General features: G+C 61.5%; 17 protein-coding genes and 1 pseudogene. 5 read left to right on the forward strand and 13 right to left on the reverse strand.

Annotated elements, in window-relative coordinates; genetic code table 11:
• Positions 1 to 48: 48 nt before the first annotated feature.
• The 6 genes and pseudogenes from IP68_RS16855 to IP68_RS20345 form a co-directional block, all read right to left on the reverse strand.
• Complete coding sequence (locus IP68_RS16855) at positions 49 to 342, reverse strand: hypothetical protein (protein ID WP_156318219.1); 294 nt, start codon at positions 340 to 342, stop codon at positions 49 to 51.
• Positions 343 to 360: 18 nt separating this feature from the next.
• Entirely contained in the window at positions 361 to 870 is a 510-nt protein-coding gene (locus IP68_RS16860; RefSeq protein ID WP_054136184.1) for a GNAT family N-acetyltransferase, read from the reverse strand.
• Between the two features lie 12 nt (positions 871 to 882).
• The gene (locus IP68_RS16865) at positions 883 to 1176 is read right to left on the reverse strand and encodes a DUF1778 domain-containing protein (RefSeq protein ID WP_054136196.1); all 294 of its coding nucleotides are present in this window, start codon (positions 1174 to 1176) and stop codon (positions 883 to 885) included.
• Between the two features lie 57 nt (positions 1177 to 1233).
• Complete coding sequence (locus IP68_RS20760) at positions 1234 to 1632, reverse strand: tyrosine-type recombinase/integrase (RefSeq protein ID WP_082382454.1); 399 nt, start codon at positions 1630 to 1632, stop codon at positions 1234 to 1236.
• Between the two features lie 3 nt (positions 1633 to 1635).
• Positions 1636 to 2382, reverse strand: a pseudogene (locus IP68_RS16870) (tyrosine-type recombinase/integrase).
• Between the two features lie 257 nt (positions 2383 to 2639).
• Positions 2640 to 3191 (reverse strand): hypothetical protein, encoded by a 552-nt coding sequence (locus tag IP68_RS20345; protein WP_156318223.1) that lies wholly within the window; start codon positions 3189 to 3191, stop codon positions 2640 to 2642.
• A gap of 395 nt (positions 3192 to 3586) precedes the next feature.
• Between IP68_RS20345 and IP68_RS16875 the strand changes: the two genes are divergently transcribed.
• Positions 3587 to 4603, forward strand: a complete 1017-nt coding sequence (locus IP68_RS16875; protein WP_197275844.1) for a TylF/MycF/NovP-related O-methyltransferase — start codon at positions 3587 to 3589, stop codon at positions 4601 to 4603.
• 175 nt (positions 4604 to 4778) lie between these two features.
• On the opposite strand, the gene IP68_RS16880 is transcribed toward IP68_RS16875, so the two are convergent.
• The 7 genes from IP68_RS16880 to cyoA are packed head-to-tail and all read right to left on the reverse strand — an operon-like array spanning position 4779 to position 11565.
• A complete protein-coding gene (locus IP68_RS16880; RefSeq protein WP_054136187.1) occupies positions 4779 to 5318 on the reverse strand; it encodes a response regulator transcription factor in 540 nt (179 codons plus the stop codon).
• Complete coding sequence (locus IP68_RS16885) at positions 5315 to 6601, reverse strand: ATP-binding protein (protein ID WP_335617683.1); 1287 nt, start codon at positions 6599 to 6601, stop codon at positions 5315 to 5317. Before IP68_RS16885 ends, IP68_RS16880 begins: the two co-directional genes overlap by 4 nt.
• A 5-nt stretch (positions 6602 to 6606) precedes the next feature.
• Complete coding sequence (locus IP68_RS16890; RefSeq protein ID WP_369814872.1) at positions 6607 to 7314, reverse strand: SURF1 family protein; 708 nt, start codon at positions 7312 to 7314, stop codon at positions 6607 to 6609.
• A complete protein-coding gene (gene cyoD / locus IP68_RS16895; RefSeq protein ID WP_054136188.1) occupies positions 7311 to 7721 on the reverse strand; it encodes a cytochrome o ubiquinol oxidase subunit IV in 411 nt (136 codons plus the stop codon). Before cyoD ends, IP68_RS16890 begins: the two co-directional genes overlap by 4 nt.
• The gene (cyoC, locus tag IP68_RS16900; protein WP_054136189.1) at positions 7718 to 8347 is read right to left on the reverse strand and encodes a cytochrome o ubiquinol oxidase subunit III; all 630 of its coding nucleotides are present in this window, start codon (positions 8345 to 8347) and stop codon (positions 7718 to 7720) included. The genes cyoD and cyoC overlap by 4 nt, the downstream gene beginning before the upstream one ends.
• A 3-nt stretch (positions 8348 to 8350) precedes the next feature.
• A complete protein-coding gene (gene cyoB, locus IP68_RS16905; RefSeq protein WP_054136190.1) occupies positions 8351 to 10372 on the reverse strand; it encodes a cytochrome o ubiquinol oxidase subunit I in 2022 nt (673 codons plus the stop codon).
• Positions 10369 to 11565, reverse strand: coding sequence for a ubiquinol oxidase subunit II (cyoA, locus tag IP68_RS16910; RefSeq protein ID WP_231684099.1), 1197 nt, complete (start codon positions 11563 to 11565; stop codon positions 10369 to 10371). Before cyoA ends, cyoB begins: the two co-directional genes overlap by 4 nt.
• Before the next feature lie 146 nt (positions 11566 to 11711).
• Here cyoA and IP68_RS16915 point away from each other — a divergent pair, with 146 nt between their 5' ends.
• From IP68_RS16915 to IP68_RS16930, 4 genes are all read left to right on the forward strand, one after another.
• On the forward strand, positions 11712 to 13034 hold the full coding sequence (locus IP68_RS16915) for an MFS transporter (protein WP_054136192.1): 1323 nt from the start codon (positions 11712 to 11714) through the stop codon (positions 13032 to 13034).
• Positions 13035 to 13049: 15 nt separating this feature from the next.
• Complete coding sequence (locus IP68_RS16920; protein ID WP_054136193.1) at positions 13050 to 13250, forward strand: hypothetical protein; 201 nt, start codon at positions 13050 to 13052, stop codon at positions 13248 to 13250.
• Between the two features lie 71 nt (positions 13251 to 13321).
• Entirely contained in the window at positions 13322 to 14095 is a 774-nt protein-coding gene (locus IP68_RS16925) for a thioesterase family protein (RefSeq protein ID WP_054136194.1), read from the forward strand.
• A 45-nt stretch (positions 14096 to 14140) separates the two neighbouring features.
• Positions 14141 to 15118, forward strand: a complete 978-nt coding sequence (locus IP68_RS16930) for a nitronate monooxygenase family protein (RefSeq protein WP_054136195.1) — start codon at positions 14141 to 14143, stop codon at positions 15116 to 15118.
• Positions 15119 to 15177: the final 59 nt, after the last annotated feature.

Raw genomic sequence — 15177 nt, forward strand, 5'->3', positions numbered from 1 at the left:
ACGGCCCATCATTGCACAGCTACGCTCGTGCAGGAGTCGTCCACGCCATCACGTCAAGGCAGGTAAGAGCCTTTTCAATGGATTGAGTATCTGGGTATCCAACCACTCCAGCCGCTCGGAATGACTTTCGTTGCCCGGACCGCCTTTCAGTTCTGAGGGCACCATTGCTATGATCCGGCGATACGCTCTGCCCATCGGCACCAATGCCGCCCGCAATTGCTCAACCGCGTCGATGTCATCGGCAACGCCCGCTATTACAGCGATTTCTTGCAGAGCTTCCTGCCCGAACGGTTCATTTCCATCCGCCATGTGGAAGCCCAGATAATCGCCCCATTCTGCCAATGCACCCTCCGTTGCCTATCAGGATTCTGCCGCCGCCAGTGATGCCGCGATATCTCCGATAGACCGGAATAAGACCATCGGATCATCCTTCGATGGCAGAAACCCCCTACGCTGCCAGAATGCCACCGCCTCGTTGTCCACTGCGTTGACGATAAGCGCGCGGCCGCCAACGAGCTTAGCCGCCTCAATGCAGCGCTCCAGAGCATGCTTCAGCAGCCCCGAGCCGATACCGCGCCCTGCCCACTCGGTATCGGTAGCCAACTGTCCCAGCAGCAAACAGGGTATCGGATCAGGGGGCTGTCCGGTGCGTATAGAACGCGGCATCGCAGTCGGCACAACGGCGGTAGGTGCAAGTCCATAATAGCCGACCACGCGCCCCGCTTCGTGGACGACCATGACCGCAGTGAAGCCCCGCTTGTGGTTGGAAAGCGCCCTGTTCTTCAACCAATTGTCGAGCGACGGCTTGCCGCAAGTGAACTGCGATAGGTCGTGCTCGTCATTCAACGGCTCGGGAGCGGAAAGTGCCAATCTAGAACCGCCCTATTGCTTAGCGGCCACGTCCCACGGCGCGGGACGCCTCAGCAATTCGGTCAGTGCGGGGACAGGCTTGGCTGGCGCATCGAGCATCGCAACAAAGGCGTCGAAGGCCTCAGGGCTGACACGCAACAGGTTGGTATCCATAATGGCCTCTTCAGCCGCACGCACGGCGGCGTCGCGCATGAACTCCGTGCGTGAACGCCCACGCAACTGCGCTGCGCGATCAATGATCGCCAGATCGGCGTCAGGCAGGCGCATCGAAAGCGGATGATCCTTGCGTTGAGCAGCGCGGGGCATGTGCATTCTCCTTATGAGAGTCCAATATCACTTTGTATCGCGTTTTGCAATACATCATCATTTTAGCGTGTTCAGCTCTGCCAAATGGGCACCCCATTGCTCTAGTGCGTCAGTCTTTTCATCATCGTAACCATAGCGATTGTAGACCGCAGCCACGCCCGAAATCGTGCCAGCAATGTGGTTGAGCACCCGCTCGATAACATGTGGAGCCACCCGAAGGCGCGCCATACCCGACGCTGCCGTGCGTCTCAGATCATGCAGCCGCCAACCCGATATGTGGGAGCCCTCAGACAGCCTCCGAACCATCTTGGAGAAGCCGCTGACAGGAGACCGATGGGTCGTGGTGAAGACAAAATCACATTCGAGAAAGCGAGGCACCTCGGCAAGTGCCTCCTGTGCGAATGTGCTAAGCGGGACCACATGCGGCTTTCCGTTCTTCGCACGTTGGGCGGGTATGACTCATTTCTCGCCATCGATCTCGCTCCAGCGCATTTCTGCCAGTTCTGCGCGGCGTGTAGCAGTAGCGAGAAGCAGTGGGACATACTGGCGGAATGGGTAAGCGTCATTGCGGCACGCGCGGAGCAACGCCTTCAATTCAGCGTCGTCTAATACCCGCTCGCGCGAAACCTTCTTGGCTGGTGCCTTCATCCCGACAATCGGGCTGGAGTCGACAATTCCGCGTTCTATGCACCAGTTATACAATTTCCTAATCGTCGCCAGAATTCTATTGGCTTGGTAGGTTGATCCTCGCGCCACGGCTGCGTCCAATATCTCTAATATGTCAAACCGCTTTATCTCGCGAATATCGCGCTGCCCGAAAGTGTCGATAAACTCGCGTTCGAGGATTCGCTCGGCTTCTCGCCAGCTTTTGTTTCGCGCCTGTGAATGAAGCCGCACGAACTCGCGGCAAACAGCCTCGACCTTCATGTTTGACGACCGCTTGCGCTTAGTGGGATCAACGCCCTCATCGGCCTGCCTTAGCCAATCGTTGGCCTTCTCCCGCGCCGTCGCAAGTGACATGCGCGGATAGACACCCAGTATTGGATGCTTTTGTGCCAAGCCTTATCGAAATCTGATGTAAAAGGACTTTCGGCCTGTCGGTGAAACCCGAAGCGTCAAACCGGGGCAGCGGAGGTCGTGAACCTCGTAGCGTTTCGTTTGAGGCTTTAGCGCCTCGATAGTCTTGTCTGTCAGGGCCTTTTGCACGTATCATCCTTTCGAATGACACATCAATAATCATGGAATTCAGCCAATCTCAAAGGAATTCCTGACACTAGCAAGGCCTGCGTCGGGAAAGTGCAGAACGATACAATATGACCATGCTCCCTACGACCGGGGGGTGTTTTTCGATCGCACCCCGGCATCGATATGCGCACCAGATCGCGCGACACTGATTCTGTATTTTGAGGAAACATTCGATTACGTGTCATTTGCCTCTCTGCGCGCTGCTGAGACGTATGCATTCAGGCCTTTTCGACAACAAAATCCTGCCCCCATCGCAATCCAGCGATCGTCACTGCGTCCCTCAGGTAACCACGCGACTCTGGACCCTTATTGTTAGTGGCCACGAAATAACCCGATTTCAGCTTCTCTGAGTACTTGTGTTCTTTCGGAATACCATAGAGATCGGATCTACTCTTCGCCACTGGGCGCTTTGATCCGCCTTTGCTGTGAGAGAGCTTTTCCAAGGTTCCGGGGTAGCGATCTTCAAGAAAGTTGAGTCCCTCGATCAAAAGTTGCTTCGAACTTCCGACAAGATGAGTTTCGCCTTCACACTCAAAAGTCCATCTTTCGACTACTCTTGATGCATCCCCGAGATGCGAGACGAGCTCTTTGTCCTTAGGCACTTCAACACCTACCGGAGATAGCCTTTCCTCTGCAAAATCAAAACGGTGACTAGGCCTTGGGTAGACACCAGTGACTAACCCAAGGGAAGGGTCCAGCCAGACTTGCGGCCCGGTCAACTGACCAGAAAATGCGCTAGCCAATGATGTTGATTGAGCAATCGATGCCATATTCCACTCCTTCAGTCGCGAATCCAACATCCCGCTTGCAGCGCTTATAGCGCTTACACGTGTTGCAAGCTAGTTGAAAATGCTATTGGCTGGTTCTTCGCAGCGGTCAGCAAGCTTGATCCTGACGACGATACCAAATGATGTTATGGGTGCCGCTGTTTTTGTCTGCGCCCTGCGGGGGGAATCCATCCAACAATCTGGTACCCAGAAATTCAAAGGTCTTCCGTGTGGGTATCAAGGGGGTATCGGGCGTCCGAGGTTGCGTGCTTGGACGTGAGATGATCTGCGGCCACATGAAGAGGTCGAGAGCCGCTAAATCAATTGTCTATGGACAGCATGACGCGATATGACCTGGAATAAAAAGACTTAATATCAAACTCTTAATCAGCGTGTCCGTGGTTCGAGCCCAAGTGCGTCCACCATTTTTTCATATACTTACGCGGCATCTAGTTGGCAAAGCGTGCCACCCTTGCCTCATGGCCATACTGCAGCGGCGCAAAGTGGCGTGTGCTGTACCCGCCCCGTCACCCTTCAGCATAAGCGTTGCGCCGGGCGGTTGCTTTGGCCACTATGCCGTGATGCGTTCAGCCCGGATATTGAAGCGTGCCCTTGCCAAAGTGTTTCCGATTGCAGGGGTGCGAATGCTTAAGGCCGAGCTTGATGAATCGCGCAGGCAGAACCGCGAATATGCGGACCGGCTGGCCGCGCTTGACGAGCAGATCGTGTCGGCGCCGGACTGGATCTCGGCTCTTGGCCGCAATGCCCATTTCCTGAGCGAAACCAAATTCGCCGCAGCCTGGGACGTATCGGCAAAGGCGAACGAGGCGGGTTGGCCCGACGGTGTTCCGGATATCCGCTGGCGAGCGCATGTCGCCTTGTGGGCGGCAAGGAACGGCGCTTCGCTCGAGGGCGATTTCGTCGAGTGCGGGGTGCATACCGGCTTGCTGTCGCTGGTCATTTGTCATGCGATGGATTTTGCCGATCAGCCGCGACGTTTTTTCCTGTTCGACACCTTCGACGGCATTCCGCCGGACAGGCTGTCGCCGAGCGAACACGAGCGCGCGGAACACTTGAATGCCACATTGTATCGCGATGTCCACGATGTAGCGCAGCAGAACTTTTCCCCTTTTCCCAATGCCATTCTGGTCCGCGGCGTGTTGCCCGAAAGTCTGGAACAGGCCGAACTGGGAGCGATCGCCTATCTCTCAGTCGACTTGAACATGGCACCATCCGAACGCGCGGTAATCGAGGCGTTGTGGGACCGCATCGTGCCTGGCGCAGCCATCCTCATCGACGACTATGACTGGAAGGGTCACGAAGCGCAGCGGGATGTCTGGAACCGATTTGCGGCCGAGCGGCACCAGAACATCGCAACGCTCCCCACCGGACAGGGCTTGATGATCAAGAGATAGCGCCCGGATCTGCCGCCGAAGCGCGCGAAATCTCAGACCTCGACGACAGGGTCACACTGCCCGTGTGGTCGATCCGGTCGATGCCGCACCGCCTGAACCAGTGGCCCTGCTCGTCCGCATCGGTGGCAACGGGATGCGACGCAATCCATCGGAGCGACGCCATTTGCTGCATGCGCTATTTCAGCTGCCGCTTCTCGAGCTTGCGGGCCAGGGTCCGGCGGTGCATCCCCAGCCTGCGCGCGGTCTCCGAAACGTTGAAATCGGTATCGACCAGTGTCTGGTGGATATGCTCCCATTCGACGGTCTTGATCGACGACTGACGCGCCTCGACCGACGCGCCGGCATCGCCCTCGGTGCGCGCAAAGGCTGCCTCGATATCGTCGGTGTTGGACGGCTTGGCGAGATAGTGATCGGCGCCAAGCTTGATCGCCTCGACCGCTGTGGCGATGCTGGCAAAGCCGGTCAGCACCACGATCCTGGCGCCGGGCGCTGCTGCGCGCACCGCCTGCACGCACGCCAGCCCGGAGACGCTGCCCGAAAGCTTGAGGTCAAGCACGGCATGGGTGGGGACCAAGCCGCCTGCCAGCAGGTCCTGCAGGCCATCGAAGCTCGATGCGGACTCGACCAGATAGCCGCGGCGCTCGAACGAACGGCGCAGGGTGCGGGCGAAGGTCTCGTCATCCTCGACGATCAGCAGATGGCGGTCGGCGCTCATGAGCGGTCTCCTGCGGGATAGGCGATGGCGGGCAAGGGCAGCAGCATGGTGACAACGGCTCCGCCCCCTTCCCGGTTGCTCGCATGGACCTCCCCGCCCATCTTGCGCATCACATTGACCAGCAGGAACAGCCCGAGGCCGCCGCCCGGTCGCCCCTTGGTCGATCGATAGGGCTGGCCGAGGCTTTCGAGAATCTCGTCCGGAAAGCCGGGGCCGCGGTCCATTATGCTCAGCGCCAGCGCATCACCCTTGCGAGCCGCCTCGATGCCGACCCATTCGGGCGAGACGTCGATGGCGTTGTCGATCACGTTGCCGATGACCTGGCGCAGCGCGGGGTCCGAAACGATGGCGATGTCTGCGCCGAAACGATCCTGATAGTCGAGCTCGGCAAGCCCGCGCGCGACGCGCCATTCACCGACGACGTCCTTGAGAAAGGTGCGCATGGTGGTGCGCTCGGGCGCCTCGCCGCGCGCCTCCCCGGCGGACATCAGGATACCGCTGACGATGGTCTTGCAGCGGCGCACGGCGATTTCCATGTCGGTAAGGTCGGCGTCGAGGTCCTTCACCGCCCTGAGTTCGGGCATCGCGCGGAAGTCGTTGACCAGCACCGAAAGCGTCGCGAGCGGCGTGCCCAGCTCGTGTGCCGCACCCGAAGCGAGCAGCCCCATCCGCACGATATGGTCCTCCTCCGCCGCACGCTGGCGGATAGCAGCAAGCGCAGCGTCGCGCTCGCGCAGGTTGCGCGCAATCCGGGTCACGAAGGCGACCAGCAGCACCGCGATCAGCCCGAAGCAGACGAAACTTCCCTGCAGGTACAGCCCGAACTCGTCATCCTGCAGATCGGGCGGCAGCGCCAGCGGCACCGAATCGGCAGCGAGGATCGCCAGCGCGCACAGGGTCGCGACCACCATCAGCCACGACGCCGCCGGGCGCAGCAGCATCGCTCCGATCACCACCTGCAGCAGGAACAGCGCGGCGAACGGGTTGGCCAAGCCCCCGGTGAAATGCAGCTGCCAGGTGAGTGCCGCGATATCGAACATCAGTGCGGCGAACAGCGCATATTCCAGCCCCGCCTCATGGCTGCGCAGCATGTAGAGCGTGCCGAGGTTGATCAGCACCAGCAGCAGGATCGCCGCGAGCAAAGGTGCCAGCGGAAGAGGGATTCCCATCGGTCCATCGACGAAAAGGATGGTGAACAGCTGCCCGCCGACCGCCAGCCAGCGCAGCTGGATCAGCAGCGCCATGTTGCGGCGAACGGCATCGGTGACTTCTGGGGCGGACATGGGGATCATTGCCGCCGCCATATCATGATTGCGCCCCAGACGCAGCCGATCGCCAGCGCAAACCAGGTCAAAGCGTAAACCAGGTGGTTGTCGGAAAAGCGCACCACCGTCAGGCCGCCCACCGGATAGCCGCCGGGGTTGGCGGTGGTATCGGCATCGATGAAATAGGGGGCAGGCCTGGAAATGCCCTTTGCAGCGCTGATCGCGGCGACGTCGCGCGAATACCATTTGCCTTCAGCAGCATCGTTGCTGCGCAGAAACCCGCCATCCGGCTCGGTGATTCGGAGCAGCCCGGTGACGCGAACCGGGCCATCGGTATTGCCCGCCTGCCTGCTGGCGCCGGTTCGCCTGGACGAGGGCACGAAGCCCCGGTTGACCAGCACCGTGAAGGTTTTCCCCTCAAGCGGGGTCAGCACCCAATAGCCGCCGCCCAGATCTGTTACTGCCTGCACCAGCGTCTCGCGGTCATGCAGAAAGGTGCCGGTCAGCGTCACGCGGCGATAGGCATCGCGCTCGGCGCTGAGATCGGGCCATTGTTCAGGCCCCGGTGCTTCCACCGGGCGGCCCGTGCTGCGCGTCTCGACCGCCTCGATCAGCGCGTGCTTCCAGGCGCGCCGTTGCACCTGCCAGACGCCAAGCCCGATGCCCGCCAGCGCCATGACCAGCATCATGATCGCCAGCACGACCCGCGTGGCTGGCCGGCGCCCGGTCACGGCAGCTGGCTCGCCTCGTGCGTCATCGGCATCATGTTGGTGTTGAGATGGCTCATCACCCAGAGCGATCCGGACAGCATGATCCCGACCACGATGATCGTGAACACCAGCGAAGTGATCGTCCAGCCACCCTCTGCCTTGGGGCTCATGTGGAGGAAGTAGACCATGTGGACGATGATCTGCACCACCGCAAAACCCATGATCATCACCGCCGTCACAGCAGGCGACAGTGCGCCGGTCATCACCAGCGCGAAGGGTATCGCGGTCAGGATGACCGACAGGCCGAAACCGGTGGCGTAATCGCGATAGCTCGCGTGCGGAATCTCGATGCCGTGGTGATGATCATCGGCATGGTCAGACGTATCGGCGTGCAATGCAGGGTCCTCGGCAGTGGTGTTGGCAATCATCGCAGCATTCCCATCAGATAGACAAAGGTGAATACGCCGATCCAGATCACGTCGAGAAAGTGCCAGAACAGGCTGAGGCAGGCAACGCGGCGCTGGTTGGCGGGGTTGAGGCCATGGCGGCCAAGCTGGACGATCAGCGTCACCAGCCAGATCAGCCCAAAGGTGACGTGCAGCCCGTGCGTCCCAACCAAAGTGAAGAACGCAGAGAGGAACGCGCTGCGCTGCGGTGTTGCACCGATGTGGATCAGATGCGCGAACTCGTAAATCTCGATCGCGAGGAACGCCGCGCCGAACACGCCGGTGACCGCCAGCCACATCTGGGTTTGGCGGACATTGCTGCCCTGCATCGCGATCATCGCAAAGCCATAGGTGATCGACGAGAACAGGAGCATCGCGGTGTTGAGTGCGATCAGGTTGAGGTCGAACAGGTCCTTCGGCCCCGGCCCGGCAGCAAGGTTGCCTCCCAGCACGGCGTAACAGGCAAACAGGATCGCGAAGATGAGGCAGTCGCTCATCAGATAGATCCAGAAGCCCAGCATCGTGCTGTGCCCTTCGGGATGCGGATGCTCGTCGATCTCGTAATAGACCGGGGCTTCGCTCCCGGCGGCTATCGTGGTGCTGGCCATCGCTTATGCTCCTGCCGCTGACAGCTGGCGCATCCGCGCAGCCTCGGTCGCGGCGACCTCGGCAGCGGGGATATGGAAATCGCGCTTGTAGTTGAAGGTGTGGATGATCGCGGTCGCAATCAGGGCGAGGAAGCTCGCGCCTGCCAGCCACCAGATGTGCCACACCAGGGCGAAACCGCACACAGTGCTGATGCCGGCCAGAATGATCCCTGCGCCGGTGTTGGCCGGCATTTGGATGTCCTTGTAGCCGTCCGCCGGATGCGCGACACCTGCCCCCTTCATGTCGTACCAGGCATCGAGTGCATGGATGCGCGGGGTGAAGGCGAAGTTGTAGGCAGGCGGCGGCGAGCTGGTCGCCCATTCGAGCGTCCGGCCATCCCACGGGTCGCCCGTCGTCTCGGCAAGCGCTTCGCGCTTCCAGATGCTGACTGCGAACTGGATGAGCATCGCGGCGATGCCAGCGGCGATCATGAACGCACCCACGGCGGCGATCGCGAACCAGATCTGCAGGCTCGGATCATCGAACACCCGCATCCGGCGAGTCACCCCCATCAGGCCGAGCACATAAAGCGGCGCGAACGCGACCCAGAAGCCGGGGACCCAGCACCAGAAGCTGACCTTGCCCCAGAACTGGTTGAGCTTGAAGCCGAACGCCTTGGGCCACCAGTAGTTGATCGCCGCGAAGATGCCGAACAGCACGCCGCCGATGATCACGTTGTGGAAGTGCGCGATCAGGAACAGCGAGTTGTGCAGCACGAAGTCGGCAGGCGGCACCGCGAGCAGCACGCCGGTCATCCCGCCGATCGTGAAGGTGAGCATGAACGCCACCGTCCACATCATCGGCAGCTCGAAGCGGATGCGGCCGCGGTACATCGTGAACAGCCAGTTGAAGAGCTTCGCGCCCGTCGGGATCGAGATGACCATGGTGGTGATGCCGAAGAAGCTGTTGACGCTCGCGCCCGAACCCATGGTGAAGAAGTGGTGCAGCCACACGACATAGCTCAGGATGGTGATCACTACCGTCGCATAGACCATCGAGGTGTAGCCGAAGAGCTTCTTGCCCGAGAAGGTCGAGGTGACCTCGCTGAACACTCCGAACAGCGGCAGGATGAGGATGTACACCTCGGGGTGACCCCAGATCCAGATCAGGTTGACGTACATCATCGACGACCCGCCAAAGTCGTTGGTGAAGAAGTTGGTGCCGATGTAGCGGTCGAGCGTCAGCAGGCCGAGCACCGCGGTGAGCACCGGGAAGGATGCGACGATCAGGATGTTGGCGCACAGCGAGGTCCAGGTGAAGATCGGCATCTTCATCAGGCCCATTCCCGGCGCGCGCATCTTGAGGATCGTGACAATCAGGTTGATCCCCGACAATGTCGTGCCCACCCCGGCGATCTGAAGCGCCCAGATGTAGTAGTCGACACCGACGCTGGGACTGTACGAAATTCCCGACAAGGGTGGATAGGCCAGCCAGCCGGTCGCGGCGAACTCACCGATGAACAGGGACGCCATCGTCAGAACAGCGCCTGCCGTGGTCATCCAGAAGCTGAAGTTGTTGAGAAACGGGAACGACACGTCGCGCGCACCGATCTGCAGCGGCACGACATAGTTCATCAGCCCGGTGATGAACGGCATAGCGACGAAGAAGATCATGATCACGCCATGCGCGGTGAAGATCTGGTCGTAATGGTGCGAATTGAGGTATCCCTCGGACCCGCCGAACGCCATCACCTGCTGCAGTCGCATCATGATCGCATCGGCAAAGCCGCGCAGGAACATGACCAGGCCCAGGATCATGTACATGATCCCGATCTTCTTGTGGTCGACGGTGGTGAACCACTCCTTCCACAGATAGCTCCAGAGCTTGTAGCGGGTGACCAGCGCAAACAGCCCGGCGCCGCCGATCACGACAACGACCATCGTCGCCAACACGATCGGATCATGCGGCAGCGCGTTCCAGGACAGTTTGCCCAGCAGGAAGCTCGGCTCGGCGGCGGAGGTTGAGACGACGGCGTCGGTGGTCATGATGCGGGTTCCGTGAAGCTGACCGGGGTAAGCGCCGGTCGCGCGGAGGCAGGCTTGTCTGAATCGCGCGCGGGCGAAAGCGCGCGGCTGCCGGGACGCGAGAGCCCTGCCCCGGTCAGTTCGGCCAGGTTGACGGGCTGGTCCTCGACCCGCGCGAGACTGGTACCGAGCAGCTCGGGGTTGGAGCAGTTTTCGGCGATATAGCGATCACTGGCGGTATTGCCGGTGCCGCGGGCGGCAAACTTGTCGTAGGAGAGCTGGCGGACATTGTAGAGGCCGGCGCGGCCCATTCCGCCGCGCTGATCGATCGCCATCATGTCGTGCATGCACATCTTGCCGGGTTCGACGCACATGTTGACGATCCGGTCGAACAGCTCGGAATCGACCTGTGCGTAGCGGCGCACAGGCTCCTTTTCGCTGGGCCGTTCGAGCTTGAGATATGCCGCGCGGTCGAGCGTGGTGCCGCGAGCCTTGGCCTGTGCCGCCCAGCGTTCGAAGCCCGCCTCGGTCATGCTGCGCACCCCAAAGCGCATGTTGGAAAAGCCCGCGCCCGAATAATTGGCGGAGAAGCCTTCATAGTTGCCGGTCTCGTTGAACACCGCGTGCAACTTGGTTTCCATGCCGGGCATCGCGTAGATCTGCCCGGCCATCGCGGGCACGTAGAAACTGTTCATCACCGACGAGGACGAGATGCGGAACTTGAGCGGGCGGCCTTCGGGCACGGCCAGTTCGTTGACCGTGGCGATGCCCTGTTCGGGATAGATGAACAGCCACTTCCAGTGCAGCGCGACGACCTGGACCTCGAGCGGCTTGACGTCTGCGCCCACCGGCTGGCCTGGTGCGGTGCGGGCAAGCGGGCGATAGGGGTCGAGCAGATGCGTGCCGACCCAGGTCACGGCTCCCAAGCAGATGATGATCAGCAGCGGAACCGCCCAGATCAGCAGCTCGAGCTGGGTCGAGTGATCCCAGTCGGGCTTGTAGGTCGCAGCGGTGTTGGCGGCGCGATACTTCCAGGCGAACCAGCCGGTCAGCGCCATGACGGGCACGATGATGATCAGCATCAGCAGGGTGGAGATAACGACGAGGTCGCCCTGCTGCCGGGCGACATCGCCCGCCGGATCGAGCACCACCATCCCGCATCCACCAAGCAGCGGGAGCAGGCTGAGGGCGGTCAGCATGGGGCGTGCGCGCATGGGCAATGAGGGGCTCTTCATGCCGTCTCATCTAGAGGGCCGGGGAAGGTGCGCACATAGGACATTTTGTCCAATGCAATGATCTGGATCAAAGATGCATAAGACCAGCGTCGATATGTGTGCGCTCACTTCAAGGATGAACCGTTATGGCGGCCAACACCGTCCCCACCACCGAGGCCGAGCGCGACGCGCGGGCGGTCAATGCTGATGGCCACCCGGTCGGTCCTGGAGAAATCGCGATCGGTGTGGTCATCGGCCGCACATCGGAGTTCTTCGACTTCTTCGTCTACGCCATCGCCTCGGTACTGGTGTTCCCCAAGCTGGTCTTCCCCTATCTGGGCGCGCTCGAAGGCACATTGTGGTCGTTCGCGATCTTCGCGCTGGCCTTTGTCGCACGCCCGGCGGGAACGGCGATCTTCACCTTGGTCGACCAGGCCTATGGCCGCGGTGCCAAGCTCACCATCGCGCTGTTCCTGCTCGGCGGATCGACCGCGGCGATCGCCTTCCTGCCCGGCCATGCCTCGATCGGTATCGGATCGGCGCTGCTGCTCGCTCTGTTCCGCATGGGCCAGGGCGTGGCGCTGGGAGGATCGTGGGACGGTCTCGCCTCGCTGCTCGCGCTCAACGCGCCCAAGGAGAAGCGCGGCTGGTATGCTATGATCCCGCAGCTGGGTGCACCGTTCGGGCTGATCGTCGCCAGCCTGCTGTTCGCTTTCCTGATCTCGGCGCTTCCGGCGGAAGACTTCCTCGCCTGGGGCTGGCGCTATCCTTTCTTCGTCGCCTTTGCGATCAACGTGGTCGCGCTGTTCGCGCGGCTGCGCATCGTGGTGACGCCGGAATATACCGAGCTGTTCAAGAACCAGACGCTGCAGCCCGAGCCGGTGCTGAGCACGATCCGCAACGAATGGCGGATCATCGTGCTGGGTGCCTTTGCCCCGCTTGCGAGCTTTGCGATGTTCCACATGGTGACGGTCTATCCGCTGAGCTACGTCTTCCTGTTCACCGAGGAATCGCCCGCGCGCTTCCTGCTGATCGAGGCGGCAGCAGCCGCTTTGGGGGTGTTCGCGATCCTCGCATCGGGCAAGCTGGCCGACAGCTATGGACGCCGTAACGTGCTCGCCGGCACTGCGGTCGCCATCGCCGCATTCAGCGGCTTTGCCCCGCAGCTGCTCGATGCCGGCGGCGCGGGCGAGGTCGCCTTCATGTTCGGCGGGTTCATCCTGCTTGGCCTCGCCTTCGGCCAGTCCTCGGGCGCTTTGTCGTCGTTCTTCCCGCTCAAGCACCGTTATACCGGATCGGCGCTGACGGCCGATCTCGCCTGGTTGTTCGGCGCAGGCTTTGCGCCGATGGTCGCATTGTGGCTGTCGGCCAATTACGGTCTGTTGGCAGCGGGCGGCTATCTGCTGTCGGGCGCGCTGGCGACGCTGATCGCGTTGTGGTTCAACCGCGAACTCGGCAAGCAGCAATAGTCAGGGCCTTTAGCCATGTTTCTCCGCTTCGATCCCGACTGGCCACCGATCAATCCGCCCCGGCGCGAGCCTGCGCGCAAGGCACCGCCGGTGCTGCTCGATGCACGCCAGCAGAAGCGGCTGATGCAGGCGATCGGCCTCAATGTGCTGCTGTTGCTCGTCGCTCCGATCGGCGGGGCGACCGTCATCGGCGGGCTGATCGCGTGGTTGGGCTAGAGGCCGGGCGCACCGGCGGACGTTGAATTTTGCGGTGGATTTGGGCCTCATTCTCTGGTCTTAATCGCCCGATGAATTTGGCTCAAACCCTCGCTTCGCTTGTTCCTGCCGATACCGGCTGGACCGTCACCATCCCGTCCTGCTGGATGCAGGGGCGCACCGCCTATGGCGGACTCTCCTCTGCGCTTGCGCATCACGCCGCGCGGCTCGCCGTGCACGATGCGCCGCCGCTACGGTCTGCGCAGGTTGCCTTTGTCGGCCCGCTGGCAGGCGAGGTCACGATCAGCTGCGATCTGCTGCGCCGGGGCCGCAACACCGCCTTTGTCGAGACCAAGATCCGCAGCGACGAAGGGCTCGGCTTCATCGGCACTTTTATCTTCATGAGCAAGCGCGAGAGCCGAATCGATTATGAGGGCGTGCACCGCCCCGATGTCGCTCCGCCGCCGGCAGAAGGATCGACCCGCAGCGGTCCGCCCGAATTCTTCACCTCGCAGATGGAGTATCCCGAAAAGCGCCTCGAACTGGGGATGAACACGCCCAGGCTTGCCAGCTGGCACCGCTTTGCCGAGCGCGACGGGCTCGATGCGATGACCGAGCTGCTGTGCATTGGCGATGGGCTGCCGCCGTCTGCTATGGGGCTCATGGACATCGCCGGACCGATCAGTTCGATGAACTGGCAGGTCAACATGCTGACCGATGCGCCGGAGACGGATAACGGCTGGTGGCTGCTCGAATCGGTGACGCACCATGCGCATCACGGTGCCTCGAGCCAGTATATGACCGTTTGGAACAGCAGGCTGGAACCGGTGATGGCCGCAATGCAGAGCGTGGCCTTGTTCGTCTGATCGCGCCGCTTCAATTGCTATAGAGTTCACTCAGGAGAGCACCTCATGAAGACCCGGATCACAGAGCTTTTCGGCATCCAGCACCCGATCATCCAGGGCGGCATGCACTATGTCGGCTTTGCCGAACTGGCCGCCGCGGTATCGAACGCAGGCGGGCTAGGCATCATCACCGGGCTCACCCAGAAGACGCCGGAAGAACTCGATGCCGAAATCAAGAAGTGCAAGTCGCTGACCGACAAGCCGTTCGGGGTCAACCTGACCTTCCTGCCCGTGCTCACCGCGCCGGATTATCCCGGCTATGTCCGCGTGATCATCGAAAACGGGGTGAAAGCGGTCGAGACTGCGGGCAATAACCCGCAAATGGTGCTGCCTTATCTCAAGGAGGCGGGCATCAAGGTCATCCACAAATGCACCAGCGTGCGCCATGCGCTCAAGGCGCAGTCAATTGGCTGCGATGCGGTTTCGGTCGACGGCTTCGAATGCGGCGGGCATCCGGGCGAGGACGATGTGCCCAACATGATCCTGCTGCCCCGCGCCGCAGACGAACTCGACATTCCGTTTGTCGCTTCGGGCGGCCAGGCCGATGCCCGCTCGCTGGTCGCGTCGCTGGCGATGGGCGCAGACGGAATCAACATGGGCACCCGCTTCATCGCCACGAAGGAAGCGCCGGTGCATGAGAACGTCAAGCAGGCAATCGTCGCTGCCTCCGAACTCGACACCCGCCTCGTGATGCGCCCGCTGCGCAACACCGAGCGCGTGATGACCAACGCGGCGGTCGAAGAGCTGCTGGTGATCGAGCGCGAAAAGGGTGCAAACCTCCAGTTCACCGACATCATCGAGCAGGTCGCGGGCGTCTATCCGCGCATCATGATGGAAGGCGACATGGACGCTGGCGCATGGAGCTGCGGCATGGTCGCAGGACTCATCCACGACATTCCGACGTGCAAGGAGCTGATCGACCGGATCATGTCCGAGGCGGAGACGATTATCCGCGGTCGGTTGGAAGGCATGCTGGCGGGGTGACCGCCTCTCCCCTCCCGCTTGCGGGAGGGGTGGCTGAGCCGCAGGCGAAGACGGGGTGG

The sequence above is a fragment of the Blastomonas sp. AAP25 genome (assembly GCF_001295965.1).
GTDB classification, from domain to species: domain Bacteria; phylum Pseudomonadota; class Alphaproteobacteria; order Sphingomonadales; family Sphingomonadaceae; genus Blastomonas; species Blastomonas fulva.